Genomic DNA, 19,084 nt, shown 5'->3' with positions numbered 1-19,084 from the left:
ACCAGAGAACTGGAGTGATCGATGCGTACGCTCGTAGTCGCCCTCGTCGGCGCGCTGACCGTCGCGCTGGCGCCGGCCGCCGTCGCGGCGGCCGGAGCACCGGCACCGGACAAACTCGGCCGGGGTGTCCTCAACGTCCATGGCGCGGAGGGCAACCGGGTCAGCTGGCGCCTCCTGGCCGATGATCCGCCCGGCGTCCGGTTCAACGTCTACCGGGACGGCGTGAAGGTCGCCGAGGTCGGCGGGCCGACCACCTACCAGGACAAGGGAGCCCCGGCGAACGCGCGCTATTCGGTGCGGGCGGTCGTCGACGGCGTAGAGCGGACCGCCGCGGCGAGTGCCGAGGAATCGCTGACCTTCGACGCGGGTATCGCGGCCGCCACCAGGGATGTGCCGTTGCAGATCCCGCCGGGCGGCACGACTCCGTCGGGAGAGGCGTACACCTACTCCGCCAACGACGCGAGTGTCGGCGACCTCGACGGGGACGGCCAGTACGAGATCATCCTGAAGTGGGATCCCAGCAATGCCAAGGACAACTCGCAGTCCGGCTACACCGGGAACGTCTATCTCGACGCGTACAAACTCAACGGTACGCGGATGTGGCGGATCGATCTCGGGCGCAACATCCGCGCGGGCGCCCACTACACGCAGTTCCAGGTGTTCGACTACGACGGTGACAACCGGGCCGAAGTCGCGGTGAAGACCGCGGACGGCACCCGCTCGGGCACCGGGCAGGTGATCGGCAACGCCGGAGCCGATCACCGCAATTCGAGCGGCTACATCCTGTCGGGGCCCGAGTTCCTGTCGGTCTTCCGCGGTACCGACGGTGCGATCCTCGATACGGAGAACTACGTTCCGGCGCGCGGGAACGTCGCGGATTGGGGCGACAACTACGGCAACCGGGTCGACCGCTTCCTCGCCGGGACCGCCTATGTGGACGGTTCCCGGCCGAGCATCATCATGGCCCGCGGCTACTACACCCGCTCCGTGGTCTCCGCGTGGGATTTCCGTGACGGGCAGCTCACCCGTCGCTGGACCTACGACTCCGGGAACAGCAACACCGGTGCCTACGGTCAGGGCAACCACAACCTGTCCGTGGCCGACGTCGACGCCGACGGCAAGGACGAGATCGTCTACGGGTCGGCGACCATCGACGACAACGGCACGCTGATGTACCGGACCGGGTTCGGCCACGGCGACGCGATGCACGTGGGTGACCTCGTGCCCAGCCGCGCCGGGCTCGAGGTGTTCACCGTCCACGAGTCCAAGACCGCGCCGTCGATGGACGTGCACGACGCCCGGACCGGCCAGGTCATCTACCGGGCACCGACCTGCGGCTGCGACACCGGGCGTGGCGTGGCGGCGGACGTCTGGGCAGGCAATCCCGGCGCCGAGATCTGGTCGTCGACGGACGGCGGGCTGCGCAGTGCGGCGACCGGCGCGCAGGTGGCGAGCCGTAAACCCGGTTCGATGAACTTCGTGGTCTGGTGGGACGGCGACGCCCAGCGCGAGCTGCTCGACGGCACCCACATCGATAAATACGGCACCGGCGGCGACACGCGGCTGCTGACCGCCTCCGGGGTCCGCTCCAACAACGGTACGAAGTCGACTCCGGCGCTTTCGGCGGACATCCTCGGTGACTGGCGCGAAGAGGTCATCTGGCCGACGACCGACAACCGGGCGCTCCGCATCTATTCCACGACCGATTCGACGAGTATCTCCCGGCCGTCCTTGATGCAGGACCGCCAGTACCGGGTCGCTGTCGCCTGGCAGAACACCGCCTACAACCAGCCGCCTCACCCGAGTTTCGCGATGTGACCGAGTCAGGAGTGTCCGATGAGGATTCTTTCGAGGAAACGGCTTCTTGCCCTTGTCGTGGGCGCGTTGTTGCCGGTGGCGGTCTGCGGCGGGGCGCCCGCCGCCTCGGCCGCCCCGGCGGCGCCGTCCGCTCCGGTCTGTACCCCTGGCGGTGCGAGCCAAGGGGGCGCCGCCGGCCCGGCCGCGGCGAAGATCAAGGTGTGGCTGGCGGGTGACTCCACCATGGCGGACCCCAAGACCAGCTGCCCGGTCGGCTGGGGGAACCAGTTCGATCCGCTGTTCACCGGCGACGTCACCGTGGTCAACAACGCGGTGAGCGGCCGGAGCGTGCAGACGTGGCTGTACGAGTCGAACGTCAAGAGCACCATGGATTCCAGCGGGGAATGCGTGGTCAGCCCGAAGACCTACGCCCAGCGCTGGACGTCGATGCTCGATCCGGTGAACGGGATGCACGCGGGGGACTACCTCTTCATCCAATTCGGGATCAACGACGGCAGCCGCACCTGCCCGCGGCACGTGGGCCCGGCACGTTACCAGGAACTGCTCGGTGTCATGGTCAAGGCCGCCAAGGATCGCGGGGTCCGGCCAGTCCTGCTGACCCCCGTCGCGGCGATCACCTGCAGCGGGGCGACCGCCGTCGGGAACAGGGGATTCCTCAACGAGACCATGGCCGCTGGCCGCGCCGCTCAGGTGCCGGTGATCGACCTGCACAAGCTCAGCTACACGCTGTACAACTCGCTGAAGTTGTGTCCCAACGACGGGAACTACAGCAAGGGCGCGGTCGGTGCCTTCTTCTGTGACGATCACACGCATTTCGAAGCCGCGGGCGCGAGCCAGATCGCGGGCGTGGTCGCGAAAGCGGTGCGGGATCAGCAGATTCCGCTCGCCTCCTATCTCAAGTAATCGTCTGGATCGTGACGGCCGGCGTGGCCGCCCGCTTCGAACAGGAGGTGATCGAGGATGGCTTCATCGCCACGCCGGTACGCGATCGTCGGGCTCGGGTCGCGCGCGGAGTTGTTCGTCCGCGCGCTGGCCGAGCACGCCGAACTGGCGGCGTTCTGCGACCGGAACCGGACGCGGATGGCCGTGCACAACCGCTGGCTGGTGGACGAGACCGGCAGGGCGCCGGTCCCGTCGTATCCGGCGGAGGAGTTCCTGACCATGCTGGACAAGGAACGAATCGAAGTCGTAGTGGTGTGCACCCCGGACCACACGCACGCCCAGCTGATCGCCGACGCGCTCGACGCGGGTTGTGACGTGATCACCGAGAAGCCGATGGCCGTGGACGCGCCGGGATGCCGCCGGATTCTCGAGGCGCGGCGGCGGACCGGCGGCAGGGTGATCGTCGGGTTCAACTACCGCTACAACCCGGTACACCGGCGGGTCCGCGACTTGCTCGCGGAGGGAGCCGTCGGCGACATCGGCTCGGTCCACTTCGAGTGGCTGCTGGACACCCAGCACGGCGCGGACTACTTCCGCCGGTGGCATCGGGACAAGGCGAATTCCGGCGGGCTGCTCGTGCACAAGGCGAGCCATCACTTCGACCTGGTGAACTGGTGGCTCGACGGCAGGCCGGAGTCGGTCTTCGCGATGGGCCGGTTGTTCTTCTACGGCGAGGACAACGGCGATCGTCGTGGTCTGCGCCGGGAGTACGAGCGGGCGACCGGCGAGCGCGGGGCGGACGACGACCCCTTCGCGCTGGACTTGAGCCTGTCTCCCCGGCTGGCCGCGTTGTACCGCGACGCCGAGCAGGAGGACCACTACCTGCGGGATCGGAACGTCTTCGGTCGCGGCATCACCATCGAAGACGACATGACCGTGCTCGCGCGGTACGAGGGCGGGCCTCAGCTGAGCTATCACCTGGTCGCCTACTCGCCGCGTGAGGGTTACCGCGTGGCGTTCACCGGCAGCGAGGGCAGGCTCGAACTCGAAGTGTGGGAGAACGACCACGCCCGTCCGGCCGCCCGTGGCAACGTCCCGGTGAGCCGTCCGCCGGGCTCCGACCAGGAGGCCGGAAGCCGGGCGAGGCTGACGGTGCAGCGGCATTGGGAGCCGCCCGAGACGCTCTTCGACGGGCCGGTCGGGGCGGGCCACGGCGGCGGTGACGAGCGCATGCTCGCCGATCTGCTGGACGGAGGGCGGGAGAACGCGGACCACCTGGCGGGGATGTGGTCACTGGTGGTCGGGCTGGCCGCGAACCGGTCGATCGCGAGTGGTGCGGCAGTCGACGTCGGCGACCTCTTGACCGAGCTGGGAATGCGGTGATGAAGCGGGGGATTCGAGGCCAGTCAAAGAAGGCCTTCACGACCCTTCTGGCCGGGCGATGGGCAAAAGTGCCTCGACACTAGAGGCGCCGCCGCCCCCGGTCAAGACGTTGTGTTGAGCGGCCGCGTGGTCCTATCGTGTCGTCGAAGCGCTTCGACAGTTCGGATCACCGCAGATGCCGAGGGAGGCCACCGTGGCCAACGGACACCGCCGCAAGACGGCGGTCTCACTCCTCGTCGTGGCTTTCCTCCTGGTGAGTGGCACCGTCGTGACCGCGTCGCCCGCTCCGGCACGAGCGGGCCGTCAGACCGTGGACCTCGACCGGGACTGGCGGTTCTTCCGCGGGGACGTGCCCGGTGCGGCGAACGCCGGATTCGACGACTCGGCCTGGGCGCGGGTGACCGTGCCGCACACCTGGAACGCAGAAGACGGACAAGACGGCGGCGGTGACTACTACCGCGGGGTCGGCTGGTACCGCCGGTCGCTCGTGGTGCCGCCGCAGGCCGCGGGCAGGAAGCTCTGGCTGCAGTTCGACGGTGCGAACACCACCGCGGTGGTCTGGGTCAACGGCGTACGCCTCGGCGAGCACAAAGGCGGCTATTCCCGGTTCCGGTTCGACGCGACCTCCGTGCTGCGGCCGGGACGGGACAACCTGATCGCGGTCAGCGTCAGCAACGCGCCGGACTCCGCGGTCGCGCCGCTGTCGGGTGACTTCACCATGGGCGGCGGGCTGTACCGCGACGTCAGCCTGGTCGTGACCGACCGGACGCACGTCGACATGCTCGACTTCGGTGGCCCGGGTGTCTACTTGCGACAGCGTGACGTCTCGGCGCGCAGCGCGGTGATCGACGTGACCACGAAGCTCGCCGGCGGCGACGCGAAGATCCGGACCCGGATCACCGGGGAGCGCGGCCTTCCTGTCACACAGGGAACGACAGGAGTGCGTCCGGCCGGGACCCCGGTCGCGCAGACCCTCGTCATCGACCGGCCCCGGCTCTGGGCGGGACGCACGGACCCCTTCACCTATCAGGTGGTCGTCGACGTGCTCGACCCGCGAACCGGGCGGATCGTGGACACGGTGACCGAGCCACTCGGCGTCCGGACCGTGACGGTGGAGCCGGACAAAGGCTTGCATCTCAACGGAAACCACCTGCGCGTCCAGGGCGTGAACGTGCACCAGGACCGGATCGGAAAGGGTTTCGCGATTTCGCCGCCGGAGCTGGCGGAGGACTTCCGGCTGATGTCCGAAATGGGCGTGAACGCGGTGCGGACCGCGCACTACCAGCACGGGCCGCGGTTCTACGACCTCGCCGACCGGTACGGCTTCCTCGTGTGGACCGAGATCCCGCTGGTCAACCTCACGACCGCGTCCGCCGAGTTCCGGGCCACGACCGAACAGCAGACGAGCGAGCTCGTCCGGCAGAACTTCAACCATCCGTCGGTGGTGTTCTGGGGGCTGGGCAACGAACTGTGGAACGACACTCCCGAGGTCAACGAACTCGTCGCCGCGCTGACCCGTCAGGTCACGGCCGAGCGGACGAGCGGCATGACCGCGTATGCGAGCTGCTGCGTGTGGGACCGCGGAGTCCTGAACTCGCATACCGAGATCAGCGGTTACAACAAGTACTTCGGCTGGTACACCGACTCGACCGCGGACTTCGGGAAGTGGGCCGACGAACTGCACGCGGCCGACCCGTGGCGCAAGATCGGCATGAGCGAGTACGGCGCGGGGGCGAGTGTCCACCAGCACGAGGAGCGCCCGGCCCGGCCGGTGCCGGATTCGGACTGGCATCCCGAGGAGTACCAGGCCACGTTCCACGAGGACTACTGGCGCGCCATCGAGAGCCGCCCGTATCTGTGGGGCGGATTCGTCTGGGTGATGTTCGACTTCGCCTCCGACGGTCGCAGCGAAGGCGACACCTACGGCCGCAACGACAAGGGCCTGGTGACCGGCGACCGCCAGATCCGCAAGGACGCCTACTACTGGTATCAGGCGAACTGGACCAACAGTCCGGTCGTCCATCTCGCGAGCGGCCGCTGGACCACCCGAACCGCTTCGAAGACCGACGTCAAGGTGTACACCAACGCCGACACTGTCACACTGCGCGTCAACGGCAGGCAGATCGGCGCCACCCGCAGTGGTGCCGACCGGGCCGTCGTCTGGCCGGAAGTCTCCCTGAACCCCGGGCCCAACGTGGTCACGGTGTCCGGAGTCAAGGACGGCCGTATTCACACCGACCAGGCCACGTGGACCCTCACGGGCTGACGATCACCGATTTTCGTGGAGGAAGAACCCTGATGTCCAAGCGATTACTGGCCGCCGCGATGGCCGCCATGCTGGCCATCGCCGGCTGCGGCTCCGGAGCAGGCAGCGGCGATTCGAAAACGCTGAAGCTGTGGCACTACGAGGCGCCGGACAGCGCTATGGGCGTGGCCTGGGCCGAAGCTATCAAGCAGTTCGAAGCGAGCCACCCCGGTGTCAAGGTCACCTTCGAGGAGAAGGGGTTCGAGCAGATCCAGAAGACGGCGCCGATGGTGCTGAATTCGAGTGACGCGCCGGACGTCCTGGAATACAACAAGGGCAACGCCACCGCGGGGCTGCTGTCCAAGCAGGGGCTGCTGACCGACATCAGCGACGAGGTGACCAAACGCGGCTGGGACAAGCAGCTCACCCCGGCGCTGCAGACCACCGCCCGGTACGACGAGAACGGCGTGATGGGGTCCGGGAAGTGGTACGGGGTCCCGAACTACGCCGAATACGTGAAGATCTTCTACAACAAGGACATGTTCGCGCAGCAGGGTCTCGAGGCGCCCAAGACCATCGAGCAGTTGACCGCGGCCATGGACAAGTTCGCCGCCGCCGGGGTCACCCCGCTGGCCATCGGCGGCTCGGAGTACCCGGCGCACCAGGTCCTGTACCAGCTCGCGCTGACCAAGGCCGACCGCGCCTGGGTGGACCGCTACCAGCGCTACACCGGCAAGGTGGACTTCCACGACGCCGCGTGGACCTACGGTGCGACGACCTTCGCCGATTGGGTGAAGAAGGGCTACATCAGCAAGGATTCGGCCGGGGTGGACGCCGAGGGCATGGGCACCTCGTTCATGCAGGGCAAGTACCCGATCATGATCAGCGGCAGCTGGTGGTACGGCAGGCTGGTCCAGAGCATCAAGAACTTCCAGTGGGGTTCGGTCCCGTGGCCGGGGATGACCTCGGGATCCGCGGGCAACATGTGGGTCATCCCCAAGGGGGCGAAGAACCGGGACCTCGCGCTCGACTTCATCGCGATCACCATGTCCCAGCCCATTCAGGACAAGCTGCGTGAGGCCGGGGGTGTCCCGGTGGTGAACAGCCCGACGCCGCCCGCCGACCCGCAGCTGAAGGAACTGGTGGAGGACTTCACCACGCTGTCCACACAGGACAAGCTGGCGTTCTATCCCGATTGGCCCGCTCCCGGATATTACGACGTCCATGTTTCGGCGACGCAGAAGCTCATCACGTCGAGCGCCTCGCCGTCACAGGCGCTCGACGAGCTCGCCAAGCCCTACGAGGAGAATCTGGCGAACATCGGGAAATGACCAGAGGACGAGGAAGTTATCTGCTCTTCCTGATTCCCGGCGCGCTGCTGCTGATCGCGGTGATCCTGGTGCCGTTCGCGATGAACATCGGCATCAGCTTCACCCAGTGGTCCGGCGCCGGCGATCCGAAGTGGACAGGACTGGAGAATTACCGGCGGTTGTTCGCGGACGACGTCTTCTGGGCGTCGTTCCGCCACAACCTCGGGCTCGTGGTGGCGATGGCCATCGTGCCGACGGTGCTGGGGCTGATCGTCGCGGCAGCGTTGTTCGATTTCGTGGCCAAGCGGTTCGGGACGCGGGCGGCCAGTGTGCTGCGTGCCTGCGTCTATCTGCCGCAGGTGCTGCCGATCGCGGTGGCAGGCGTCGTGTGGAGCTGGATCTTGGCGCCCGAGGGGGCGGTCAACGAACTCCTCTCCGCCGTCGGCCTCGGGTCGCTCGGCCAGAACTGGCTTGGTGACCCGGATGTCGCGCTGTGGAGCGTGATGGGTGTGATGGTGTGGATCCAGGTCGGCTACCCGGTGGTGATCTTCATGGCCGGGATGCAACGGGCCGATCCGTCACTGAACGAGGCGGCCGAGCTGGACGGCGCGTCGTGGTGGGGCCGGTTCTGGCATGTGACGGTGCCGCAGCTGCGGCCCGAGGTCTTCGTGGTCCTGCTGACCTGCACCATCGCCGCGTTGAAGGTGTTCGGGCCGATCTACGTGCTGACCCGGGGCGGTCCCGGAGGTTCGACGAACGTGCCGTCGTACTACTCGTTCCAGAACTTCTTCGAGAAGACCCAGGTCGGCTACGGCGCGGCGATCGCGACCGTGCTCACGGTCCTGATCCTCGTCCTGACCACGATTTTCCTTCGTATCCAGAGGCGGGGTGAGCGCGCGTGAAACGGCATCTGACGCTTTGGTCGTTGATCGTTCTCGCGGTCGTGATGCTCGCGCCGTTCCTGATCGTGGCGGTGAACGCGCTGAAGTCCCCGGCGGAGTACGCCGCGGACGGTCCGCTGTCCTTTCCCGACGGGGTGTACCTGCAGGGATTGATCGACTTCTGGGTACGGGTGGACTTCGGGCAGAAACTGCTCAACAGCGTCGTGATCAGCGGGTCGGTCGCGGTGCTCGCGGTGGTGATCTCGGTACTGAACGCCTACGCGCTGGGCATCGGGCGGGTCCGCGGCCGGACGTGGATCCTGGTCGCGTTCCTCATCGCGAACACGCTGCCGCAGGAAGCGCTGGCCTACCCGCTGTACTTCCTCGCCAACGAGACGGGTCTGTACGACACGCAGCTCAGCGTGATCATCATCTTCACGATCATCCAGGCCGCGTTCGGTACCTACCTGCTGTCCTCGACCTACGTCGGGTTCCCGCACGAGCTGCTCGAGGCCGCTTACCTCGACGGCGCGAACAAATGGCAGACCCTGGTGCGGATCGTGGTTCCGATCAGCAAGCCGACCCTCGGCGTGCTGTTCGTGTTCTTCTTCATCTGGACGTGGAACGAGTTCTTCCTGCCGCTGATCCTGCTGATCTCCAACGACACCCAGACCGTCCCGGTCGCACTGGGTGTGCTTCAGGGGCAGCGGATGATGGACGCGACCATGACCAGTGCCTCGGCGTTGCTCGGGGTCATCCCGGCGATCGCCTTCTTCCTGATCTTCCAGCGGACGTTGACACGTGGCATTACGGCAGGGGCGGTCAAATGAAATTCAGCAACGGCTACTGGCTGCTGCGCGAGGGGGTACAGGCGGCGCATCCGGTCGAGGTGTACGACCTCACCGCGGGGGACGGCCGGATCGTGGTGCACGCGCCGACCCATCGCATCCGCCACCGCGGCGACCTGTTGAAGGGACCGGTGGCGACGGTCGGGTTCTCGTCGCCGATGCCGGACGTGATCGGAGTGAGCGTCACGCACTTCGAGGGCGGGTTGCCACAAGAGCCCAGTTTCGAACTGGCGACCGTCGACGAGGAGGCGAAAGTCTCCGAGGACGGCCACACGCTCACCGCCGGCTCGTTGTCGGTCCGGCTGAACCGCGGCGAGGGGTGGAAGGTCGACTTCGTCGCGGGCGACAAGGTGCTCACCACCAGCGGGGCCAAGGGCATGGGCTTCATGAGCCTCGACGGCACACACCATGTCCGTGACCAGCTGGATCTCGGCGTGGGCACCCAGGTCTACGGGCTCGGCGAGCGGTTCGGGCCACTGGTGCGCAACGGCCAGGTCGTCGACATCTGGAACGCCGACGCGGGCACGAGCAGCGAACAGGCCTACAAGAACGTCCCGTTCTACCTGACCAACGCCGGTTACGGCGTGTTCGTCAACCATCCGGGGAACGTGTCCTTCGAGGTCGCCTCGGAAGCGGTGTCGCGGGTGCAGTTCAGCGTCGAGGGCCAGTCGCTGGAGTACTTCGTCATCTACGGTCCGAGCCCGAAGGAGATCCTGCGCAAGTACACGGCGCTGACCGGAAGGCCGGCGCTCCCGCCCGCGTGGTCCTTCGGCCTGTGGCTGTCGACGTCGTTCACCACGTCCTACGACGAAGAGACGGTCTCGAGCTTCGTCGACGGCATGATCGAACGCGACCTGCCGCTGAGCGTGTTCCACTTCGACTGTTTCTGGATGCGCGAGTTCAACTGGTGCGACTTCGAATGGGATCCGCGGACGTTCCCGGACCCCGTCGGCATGCTGGAGCGCCTGAAAGCACGGGACCTGCGCATCTCGGTGTGGATCAATCCGTATGTGGCGCAACGGTCGCCGTTGTTCGCCGAGGGGGTCGCCGGCGGTTACCTGCTGCGCAAACCGAACGGTGACGTGTGGCAGTGGGATCTTTGGCAGCCGGGGATGGCGCTGGTCGACTTCACCAACCCCGCCGCGCGCGAGTGGTACGCGGGCAAGCTGGCCGCGCTGCTCGATCAGGGCGTGGACTGCTTCAAGACCGACTTCGGCGAGCGGGTTCCGACGGACGTCGTCTACTTCGACGGATCCGATCCCGAGCGGATGCACAACTACTACACCTACTTGTACAACAAGACCGTCTTCGACGTGCTCCGCGAACACCGCGGCGAAGACGAGGCGGTGGTGTTCGCCCGCTCGGCCACCGCGGGGTCCCAGCAGTTCCCGGTGCACTGGGGCGGTGACTGCGAGTCGACCTACGAATCGATGGCCGAGAGCCTGCGCGGCGGGCTTTCCCTCGGCCTGTCCGGGTTCGGGTACTGGAGCCACGACATCGGCGGCTTCGAAGGCACTCCGGATCCGGCGCTGTTCAAACGCTGGATCGCGTTCGGGATGCTGTCCTCGCACAGCAGGTTGCACGGCAGTTCGTCCTACCGGGTGCCGTGGCTGTTCGACGAGGAGGCCGTCGACGTCCTGCGGGTGTTCTCGAAGCTCAAGGCGCGGTTGATGCCGTACCTGTGGCAAGCGGCGACACAGGCGTCGGCCGAGGGCGTCCCGATGATGCGGGCGATGGCGCTGGAGTTCCCCGCCGATCCGGCGTGCGCGCACCTGGAGCGGCAGTACATGCTCGGGGGCTCCCTCCTGGTGGCCCCGGTGTTCTCCGACGAAGGCGAAGTGACCTACTACGTTCCGGACGGCGTCTGGACCGACTACTTCACCGGCGAGGAGATCCAAGGGCCCCGCTGGGTGACCACGGTCTGCGACATGCTCACCGTCCCGCTGCTCGTGCGTCCCAACACCGTCCTGCCGCTGGGCGCGGTCGACGACCGGCCGGACTACGACTACGCCGACGGCGTCACGCTGCGGCTGTACCAGCTGGAGGACGGCGCCCGGATCACCACCACCGTCGGCGGCTCGACGTTCCACACCCGCCGTGAGGGCGACAGCGTCCATATCGACGCCGAGTCCGCGCCCCCGACCTGGCAGGTGGCCTTCCCCGAGGGTGACGATCCGATCGTGGCGACGGGAAGCGCCTTGACGATCGAAGGTGTCCAATGAGGATCTTCGCCGCCTTCTTGATGCTGCTGGGCCTGGTCGTCGCACCCGTCCCGTCGGTGAGCGCGGCGCCGGTCACGCAGGCGCGGGAGCACCAGGTCGGCTACGACAAGTATTCGATGACCGTCGACGGCCGCCGGATCATGCTGTGGTCCGGTGAGTTCCACTACTTCCGGCTGCCCAGCCCGGAGCTGTGGCGGGACGTGCTGGAGAAGATCCGGGCCGCCGGGTTCACCGGCGTCTCGCTGTACTTCCACTGGGGCTACCACTCTCCGGCCCCCGGCGTGTACGACTTCAGCGGCGTGCGGGACGTGGAGCGGCTGCTGAGGATGACCGAGGAGCTCGGGCTGTACGTGATCGCCCGGCCAGGTCCCTACATCAACGCCGAGACCACCGGCGGCGGTTTTCCCGCGTGGCTCAAGACGGTCGACGGCCGCGCGAGGTCGAGCGACCCGGGCTACACCGCCGCCTACCGGGAATGGCTCGGCCGGATCAACCCGATCCTGGCCCGCCACCAGGTCACCCGTGGCGGTTCAGTGATCGCGTACAACGCGGAGAACGAATACGGCGCCAACGTCGACCCGCTCTACATGGAACAGCTCCAGGATAAGGCCAGGGCCGACGGGATCGACGTCCCGATCGTGCACAACAACTGCTGCAACGGAGATCTGCCGAACTGGTCTTCTGGCCAAGGCGCCGTCCAGATCCCCGGTGTCGACGACTATCCGCAGGCGTTCAACTGCCCCGATCCGGATACGTGGGGGACGTGGGGCGAAGGCGTCACCCGACGGCTGCGCGACGACGCCCCGGTCTACGCCGCCGAGTACCAGGCCGGCGCCATCGACCTGAACAACGCGGGCTACGAGAAGTGCCGGGAACTGACCGGCCCGGACTTCATGAAGGTGTACTACAAGTCGAACGTCGTCGGCAGCGGCGCGACGATGTTCGGCTACTACATGCTGTACGGCGGCACGTCCTGGGGCTGGCTGCCGCAACCCAACGACGTCTACACCTCCTACGACTACGGCGCGGCGATCACCGAGTCACGCGGGCTGACCGAGAAGTACGACGAGTTCAAGCGTCAGGGCTACTTCGTGACCACGGTCGCGCCCTTGAGGGAGACGGACGCGGCCACCGCGCCGAAGTCCGCGGACCCGGCCGTCTTCACCCAGGCGAGGTCCAATCCGGACACCCGTACGCAGTTCGTCCTCGTCCGCCACGCGGATCGGCGCGCGTCCACGGATCTTTCGACCACTTTGGACTGGTCGACCCCGGACGGCGACTACTCGGTGCCGGTGAGGGTCGACGGACGGGACGCCAAGGTCCTGGTCGCCGGATACGACCTCGGCGGGCAGCGGCTGGTGTGGTCGAACTCGGAGATCCTGACCCACGTCACCGCGGACGGCCGCGACGTCGCGATGTTGTACGGGCGGCAAGGCGAGCAGGGATCGACGGTGCTGCGGTATTCGTCGGCACCGAACGTGCGGGTGCTGGAAGGTGACGTGCGAAGCTCGTTCGACGGCAAGGATCTGCGCCTCGACTACACCCACTCGGGGCTGGCCAGGGTGCTCGTCTCGGGTGGGGGACGGCCGCCGATGCTGCTCCTGCTCGGCACCGACGAGACCGCCGCCCAGTTCTGGCGGATGGACACCGAGGCCGGGCCGGTGCTTATCCGGGGCACCTCGGTCGTGCGTGAGGCCAAGATGGCGGGCGACAAGCTCGTGCTCCGGGCCGACACGGACGCGCCGGGCGACGTCGAGGTCTTCGCTCCGGCCCGCCGGCTCGTCGTCGGCGGCAGGCAGGTGGAGACCAGGCGCACGCCGAGTGGTTCGCTGCTGGGCGCGCTTCCTGGGCCGCGTGCGGTGACGCTGCCCGCGTTGTCCGGCTGGCAGTACCGGGCCGAAGCGCCCGCCACCGGTGAGACGGGCTGGACGGTCGCGGACAAGACCACGACCGCGAGCCCGATCAAGCCGAAGACCCTGCCGGTCCTCTACTCCGACGAGTACGGCTACCACAACGGCAACGTCTGGTATCGCGGGGATTTCACCGCCGACGGCAGCGAGAAGAAGGTGTCGCTGAACGCCATCACGGGTAAGGGCGGCAGCTATCTGGTGTGGCTCAACGGGCGCTATCTCGGGTCCGCCCTCGGCGGTACGCAAGCCGATTCGGAACCGCCGGTGAACCCCGATCCCGGCCGCGGCGACTTCGCCGTGCCGGAAGGGTTGCTGGCCAAGGGAAAGCCGGCCCGGCTCTCGGTACTCGTGACGAACATGGGGCACAACGACGACTGGACGGCCGACGACACCAGGTTCAAACAGCCGCGCGGCCTCTTCGGGGCGGCGATCGGCGACGCGAAGATCTCCTGGCAGATCCGAGGCGGTCGCACCACCGACGCCGAACGCGGCCCGCTGAACGCCGGCGGTCTGTACGGCGAACGCGAGGGCTGGCATCTCCCCGACGGTGGTCACGGGCGCTGGGAGCGGCCGCCCGCCACCACGGAGCCGGGGGTTTCCTGGTACCGCACCACGTTCCGGGCCGACACGCCCAAGAACCAGGACGTCTCGGTGGCGCTGCGGTTCGGGGAGCGGGCAGGGAAGTACCGGGTGTTCGTGTTCGTCAACGGCTGGAACATGGGCCAGTACGTCAACGGCGGTCCGCAACGCGACTTCGTGCTGCCGGCCGGGGTGCTCAAGAACGCGAACAGCCTGTCGCTGGCGGTGGTCTCGGCCGAAGCCGGGCCGGGTGCTCCGGTGCCGGTGAGCCTTGTCCAGCTGGGGAACCACTGGACCGGGGGGACGCGGTAGGGGGAGCGGTGAGCGGGGAGGAATCGGGACGTTCAGTGTCCTGATTCCTCCCCGCTCGCTGTCCTGTGTCGGGTCACAGATGTGGCTTTCGCGACATGAGATCATGCCCGGCTCTCGATTCGCCGCTCACACCCCTAGGGGGCCTTCACGTACTTGACCAGCTACGAAGCCGCCGGGCCGGTGCTGCCCCGCTCGGTCAGCCGGGGTGACAGCAGCCGGACTTCACCCTGGCCTCCGTCGTCGAGACGCCGCATGGCCATCTCGACGGCGAGGCTGCCGAGTTCGGCGGCCGGTATGGCGATCGACGTGAGCTGGACCGACTGTGCCTCGGCCATGTCCTCCGGGCAGACCGCCAGCACCGAGATGTCCTGCGGTACCTGCTTGCCGCGGCGGCTCAGTTCGGACAGCAGGGGGCCGAGGATGGCCTCGTTGTGCACGACCAGCCCGGTGACGCCGGGGTGTTTGGCGAACACGTCGTCGAGGCAGGCCCGGAGCGCGTCGTAAGAAGGAGCGCACGGGAACGAGCCCGCGCGGATCTTGCGTTTCGAGGCGGTCTGGCGGAAGCCACGCAGGAAGCGTCCCGCGTAGCTCGTGCCGCGCTTGTAGACCGCGGGGGAGGGGCCTATCAGCACGACCTCGCGATGGCCGAGGTCGGCCAGATGCGTGACGCTCGTGGCGCCGGCGGCGGTGAAGTCGAGATCGACGCAGGTCAGGTCGCCGGGGTCGGCGGGAACGCCGATCAGCACCACCGGCCGGTGCAAGGATCTCAGCACCGGGAGGCGGGGTTCGGAGGTCTCGACGTCCATCACGATCAGCGCGTCGGCGATGGCGGACGCGGCGATCCGGCGCAGGCCGTCCGGGCCTTCGTTCTTGGTCAGCAGCAGCACGTCGTGGTCGTAGGTGCGGGCCTTGGTGACCGTGCCCGCGACGAACTGCATGACCACCGGGACGTTCAGGTCCGTCCGCAGCGGGACGACGAGCGCGAGCACGTTGGTGCGGCTGCTGGCCAGCGCGCGGGCGCCGGCGTTCGGGTGGTAACCCAGTTCGCTGATGCTGTGCTGGACGCGGCGACGGGTGTCCTCGGAGATCGAACGCCTGCCCGAAAGCACGTAGGACACGGTGCTCGGGGAGACCCCGGCCGCTCGGGCGACATCTGCGATGGTGACCATGCTTCGATGATAGTGCGGAGTCGAATCGATTCGACGACGTCGGGGCGTCTCACGCGCCACCCTTGCTCAGCTCGATCAGCCGCGGCAGGCTTTCGGACGGCAGTTCGACACCCCGGTAGGCCATGAGCTTGGTGAACTGGCGCATGGGCATCGACGCGACCATGCGCATCCAGTCGGCGCTGTTCCGCGCCTGTTCGCCCTGACCGTCGGGAATGCTCGCGGCGAGCAGCTCGCCGAGTTCCGGGCCGACGACGGGGTGGCCGAACCACTGCTCGACCGTCGAATCGAGCGACAGGACCGGGATGATGAAGTCGCCTGCCAGCGTGATCGGCGTTTCGGCGACGATCCGCGCCGCGTCCCGCCCGATTTGGACGGTGTAGTCGCCGGGAGAGACCACCCACCGGCTCAGTTCGATGTCGTACCAGGCGAAAGCTCGCCGATCGAGGGTGAGCTCGACGCGGCGGGTCTCGCCCGGTTCGAGGGAGATCTTGGTGAACGCGCGCAGTTCCCGCGCCGGGCTGCGCACCGGAGCCGCGCTGGTGGCGACGTAGACCTGGACGACGTGTTTCCCGGCGCGGGGCCCGGTGTTGGTGACGTCCACCGCGACGGTCGCGGAGTCGTCGCCCGTCGCGGTGACCGTGAGGTCGCCGGTCTCGAAGGTCGTGTAGGACAGGCCGTGGCCGAAGGGGTAGCGGACGGCGACCTCGGCGGTTTCGTAGTAGCGGTAGCCGACCATGACCCCTTCGCCGTACCGGACGTGGCCCGATTCGCCGGGGAAGTTGAGGTAACTGGGGTTGTCCCGCAGCCGCAGGGGGATGCTCTCGGCGAGATGGCCCGACGGGTTGGTGATCCCGAAGAGCAGATCGGCGATCGCGCTTCCGCCCGCCTGACCGAGCAGCCAGCCGTCCAGAATGGCGTCGACGTCGTCGTGCCACCCCTCCAGCGACACGACGCCACCGTGGGAGAGGACGACCACGGTGCGCCTGCTCGCCGCCGCGACCGCCTGGATGAGCTCGATCTGCGCCGCCGGGAGTTCGATGGTCTCCCGGTCGAAGCCCTCGGATTCGTCCCGTTCGCCCAACCCCGCGAACACCACCGCGACGTCGGCCTGACGGGCGATTTCGACGGCGTTGTCGGCCAGGCCGCTCGCGTAGGTCACGGTGTCGCCGAGTTCCTGGATCGCGTCGAGCGCGGCGTCGACTCGGGTGGGGTTGACGTGGGAGCTCCCGCCGCCCTGGAAACGCGGGCTCGCGGCGAACTCGCCGATGACCGCCACCGCCGACCGCGTGCTCAGCGGCAGCGCGTCCCGGTCGTTCTTCAGCAGGACCGCACAGTCGGCGGCGACCTGTTTCGCCACCTCATGCTGCTCGTCGGGATCGATTTCGCCTGCCGGGGGAACCGACCGGCCGATGAGGCCGAGAACGCGGCGCACACTCCGGTCGACGACGGCTTCGTCCAGCTCCCCGTTCCGGACCGCCGCCACGATCTCGGCGTCGCCGCTGCCGCCGGTACCCGGCATTTCGAGGTCCAGACCCGCGGCGAGCGCGGCGACCCGGTCGTTCACCGCGCCCCAGTCCGACACGACGGTGCCGTCGAAACCCCACTCGTCCCGCAGCACGTCGGTGAGCAGACGGCGGTTCTGCGACGCGTAGACACCGTTCACGCGGTTGTACGAGCACATCACCGTCGCCGGACGCGCCTCTGTCACGACACGCTCGAACGCCGGGAGGTAGATCTCGCGCAGGGTCCGCTCGTCCACGTCCACGCTGACCCGCATCCGGTCGGTTTCCTGGTTGTTGGCGGCGAAATGCTTCACCGACGCGCCGGCGCCCTCAGCCTGCATGGCCCGCACGTAGGCCGTGGCGAGCACTCCGCTCAGCAGCGGATCCTCGGAGTAGTACTCGAAATTGCGGCCGCACAACGGGGAACGCTTGATGTTCACGCCCGGTCCGAGCACCACCGAGACCCCGGCCGCCCGTGCTTCCCTGCCGATGGCCGCGCCGACGCGAGCCGCGATCTCGGGATCCCAGCTGGAACCCACCGCGACCGACGGCGGGAAACAGGTGGCCGGCACGCTGTCGTGGACCCCGAGATTGTCGGCCTCGCTGTCCTGCCGTCGCAGGCCGTGCGGACCGTCGGAGAGCAGGATCGACGGGACACCCGCCTCCTCGATCGCTTCGGTGTTCCAGAAGTCGCGGCCGGACAGCAGCGACGCCTTCTGTTCGAGCGTGAGGTCGGTGGATTCGATCGGCGAGGTCAACGGGATTCCTTTCCGGCGGTGAGCTGTCCACTGTGTACTCGGCTGGATTTCAGGGTGGGGAGCCGCAGGAATCGCGCACCGCGAGGGTCGGCCAGAGCACGACGCGGTGTACCGGCCGGTCGATCGGATCGTCCGCCTTCGCGAGCGCGAGTTCGGCGGCCAGCGCCCCGAGACGGTGCTTCGGTGGCCGGACCGCGGTCAGTGGCGGATCGGCCACGGCGGCCACTTCGTCGTCGTAGGACACGATCGTGAGCTCGTCCGGGATCCGGATACCCCGCTCCTGCGCGCGTTCCACCATGCCGATGGCCTCCCGGTCGGCGTGCACCAGCAGGGCCGTCGTGCCCGTGCTCCGGTACCGATCGAGGAGTTCGTCGGCCTCACGCGGCCAGCCGGGGAGACCGTACGGCGGAATGTCCATTGTGGGCACTTCTTCGGTGCCGAGTCCGAGCGATTTCAGCGTGGTGCACCAGCCAATCCGGATCTGTTCGCTGTGCGGGCTTTGCCGGGACAGCACCAAACCTATCCGGCGGTGCCCCAATGCCGCCAGATGACGGACGGCCATTCCCGCGCCGATCACGTGGTCGGTGATCACGGCGTCCAGTGCGATCGAAGGCAGTTCGGGCGGCGGGAGGCGTTCGACCAGCACGACGGGTACGGAGAGGCCGCCCAGCCACCGCAGCAGCTCGACGCCCGCGCGGCCGGTGGTGCTCGGCGCGACCAGCAGGGCCTGCACCCCGCGGTCGAGCAGTTCGCCTGCCCGGCGCCGGTCTTCGGCCGGGTCGTAACTCGACGCCCGCGTGAGGAGCCGCCCGCCTGCCGCGGCGAGGGCGGCCTGCGCACCCCTGATGACCGCGGGCCAGTAGTACTCGACCGACGGGGCCACCATCCCGACGAACGCGGTGGCGACGGCGGGTCCGGCGGCGCGAACGGGACCGGAGTGCGGTCGCGGCCGTTCCGAGTGGCGCGGTGCGCTGATGCCGCCGTGTACCCGTACCACGAGCCCGCGATCGGCGAGCACCGTGACGTCCCGGCGCACGGTGACCGCGGAAACGCCGAGCAGTTCGACGAGGTCCGTGAGCCGGACGGTGCCCTCCGCCCGCACGGCGGCGAGAATGAGGTCACGGCGCTGGGTCGCCAGCTTCGGACTTTTTCCGGCCATCGTTCGATTCCGTTCGACGTCGAGCGCTTTTGATCGTTTCGTTGACCGGTGACTATGCCAGGCAGTGAGCTGATCCTCACGACTCCACCAGGAGGAACGGCAAAGG

12 protein-coding genes are annotated in these 19,084 nt (G+C 67.9%); 9 read left to right on the top strand and 3 right to left on the bottom strand.

The genetic code is table 11. The annotated features are described in order from the left end of the window. Positions 1 to 21 precede the first annotated feature (21 nt). The 9 genes from ACZ7KI_RS24155 (at position 22) to ACZ7KI_RS24115 (ending at position 14,390) form a co-directional block, all read left to right on the top strand. Positions 22 to 1,818 carry a rhamnogalacturonan lyase gene (locus tag ACZ7KI_RS24155; RefSeq protein WP_470275359.1) on the top strand — a complete coding sequence of 599 codons (1,797 nt, stop codon included), beginning with the start codon at positions 22 to 24 and terminating at the stop codon, positions 1,816 to 1,818. 18 nt (positions 1,819 to 1,836) lie between these two features. Beyond that, complete coding sequence (locus tag ACZ7KI_RS24150) at positions 1,837 to 2,721, top strand: SGNH/GDSL hydrolase family protein (RefSeq protein ID WP_470275358.1); 885 nt, start codon at positions 1,837 to 1,839, stop codon at positions 2,719 to 2,721. Between the two features lie 57 nt (positions 2,722 to 2,778). Further along, positions 2,779 to 4,083, top strand: a complete 1,305-nt coding sequence (locus ACZ7KI_RS24145; protein WP_470275357.1) for a Gfo/Idh/MocA family oxidoreductase — start codon at positions 2,779 to 2,781, stop codon at positions 4,081 to 4,083. Positions 4,084 to 4,276: 193 nt separating this feature from the next. Further along, entirely contained in the window at positions 4,277 to 6,349 is a 2,073-nt protein-coding gene (locus ACZ7KI_RS24140; RefSeq protein ID WP_470275356.1) for a glycoside hydrolase family 2 protein, read from the top strand. Positions 6,350 to 6,381: 32 nt separating this feature from the next. Continuing rightward, entirely contained in the window at positions 6,382 to 7,659 is a 1,278-nt protein-coding gene (locus ACZ7KI_RS24135; RefSeq protein WP_470275355.1) for an ABC transporter substrate-binding protein, read from the top strand. Further along, positions 7,656 to 8,540 carry a carbohydrate ABC transporter permease gene (locus ACZ7KI_RS24130; RefSeq protein WP_465503334.1) on the top strand — a complete coding sequence of 295 codons (885 nt, stop codon included), beginning with the start codon at positions 7,656 to 7,658 and terminating at the stop codon, positions 8,538 to 8,540. The genes ACZ7KI_RS24135 and ACZ7KI_RS24130 overlap by 4 nt, the downstream gene beginning before the upstream one ends. Further along, a complete protein-coding gene (locus tag ACZ7KI_RS24125; RefSeq protein WP_465503333.1) occupies positions 8,537 to 9,349 on the top strand; it encodes a carbohydrate ABC transporter permease in 813 nt (270 codons plus the stop codon). The genes ACZ7KI_RS24130 and ACZ7KI_RS24125 overlap by 4 nt, the downstream gene beginning before the upstream one ends. Continuing rightward, positions 9,346 to 11,589, top strand: coding sequence for an alpha-xylosidase (yicI, locus tag ACZ7KI_RS24120; RefSeq protein ID WP_470275354.1), 2,244 nt, complete (start codon positions 9,346 to 9,348; stop codon positions 11,587 to 11,589). The genes ACZ7KI_RS24125 and yicI overlap by 4 nt, the downstream gene beginning before the upstream one ends. Beyond that, complete coding sequence (locus tag ACZ7KI_RS24115; protein WP_470275353.1) at positions 11,586 to 14,390, top strand: beta-galactosidase; 2,805 nt, start codon at positions 11,586 to 11,588, stop codon at positions 14,388 to 14,390. The genes yicI and ACZ7KI_RS24115 overlap by 4 nt, the downstream gene beginning before the upstream one ends. Positions 14,391 to 14,551: 161 nt before the next feature. Here the strand turns inward: ACZ7KI_RS24115 and ACZ7KI_RS24110 are convergent, their stop codons facing one another. Genes ACZ7KI_RS24110 through ACZ7KI_RS24100 form a run of 3 tightly spaced genes read right to left on the bottom strand, consistent with a single transcriptional unit; the run spans position 14,552 to position 18,978 of the window. Then, complete coding sequence (locus ACZ7KI_RS24110) at positions 14,552 to 15,559, bottom strand: LacI family DNA-binding transcriptional regulator (protein ID WP_470275352.1); 1,008 nt, start codon at positions 15,557 to 15,559, stop codon at positions 14,552 to 14,554. A 49-nt stretch (positions 15,560 to 15,608) separates the two neighbouring features. After that, positions 15,609 to 17,819, bottom strand: coding sequence for a glycoside hydrolase family 3 C-terminal domain-containing protein (locus ACZ7KI_RS24105; RefSeq protein WP_470275351.1), 2,211 nt, complete (start codon positions 17,817 to 17,819; stop codon positions 15,609 to 15,611). Positions 17,820 to 17,868: 49 nt separating this feature from the next. Further along, on the bottom strand, positions 17,869 to 18,978 hold the full coding sequence (locus ACZ7KI_RS24100; RefSeq protein ID WP_470275350.1) for a substrate-binding domain-containing protein: 1,110 nt from the start codon (positions 18,976 to 18,978) through the stop codon (positions 17,869 to 17,871). Positions 18,979 to 19,084 lie beyond the last annotated feature (106 nt).

Source organism: Amycolatopsis sp. NPDC039088, from assembly GCF_055598845.1.
Note: the sequence above shows the minus strand (reverse complement) of the source record. Positions and strands in the feature narration are given on the sequence as shown.

Excerpts from the sequence above, each read along its gene's own strand:
- ACZ7KI_RS24155 (WP_470275359.1), top strand. The coding sequence starts at position 22 with ATGCGTACGCTCGTAGTCGCCCTCGTCGGCGCGCTGACCGTCGCGCTG.
- ACZ7KI_RS24150 (WP_470275358.1), top strand. The coding sequence starts at position 1,837 with ATGAGGATTCTTTCGAGGAAACGGCTTCTTGCCCTTGTCGTGGGCGCG.
- ACZ7KI_RS24145 (WP_470275357.1), top strand. The coding sequence starts at position 2,779 with ATGGCTTCATCGCCACGCCGGTACGCGATCGTCGGGCTCGGGTCGCGC.
- ACZ7KI_RS24135 (WP_470275355.1), top strand. The coding sequence starts at position 6,382 with ATGTCCAAGCGATTACTGGCCGCCGCGATGGCCGCCATGCTGGCCATC.
- ACZ7KI_RS24130 (WP_465503334.1), top strand. The coding sequence starts at position 7,656 with ATGACCAGAGGACGAGGAAGTTATCTGCTCTTCCTGATTCCCGGCGCG.
- yicI (WP_470275354.1), top strand. The coding sequence starts at position 9,346 with ATGAAATTCAGCAACGGCTACTGGCTGCTGCGCGAGGGGGTACAGGCG.
- ACZ7KI_RS24115 (WP_470275353.1), top strand. The coding sequence starts at position 11,586 with ATGAGGATCTTCGCCGCCTTCTTGATGCTGCTGGGCCTGGTCGTCGCA.
- ACZ7KI_RS24110 (WP_470275352.1), bottom strand. The coding sequence starts at position 15,559 with ATGGTCACCATCGCAGATGTCGCCCGAGCGGCCGGGGTCTCCCCGAGC.
- ACZ7KI_RS24100 (WP_470275350.1), bottom strand. The coding sequence starts at position 18,978 with ATGGCCGGAAAAAGTCCGAAGCTGGCGACCCAGCGCCGTGACCTCATT.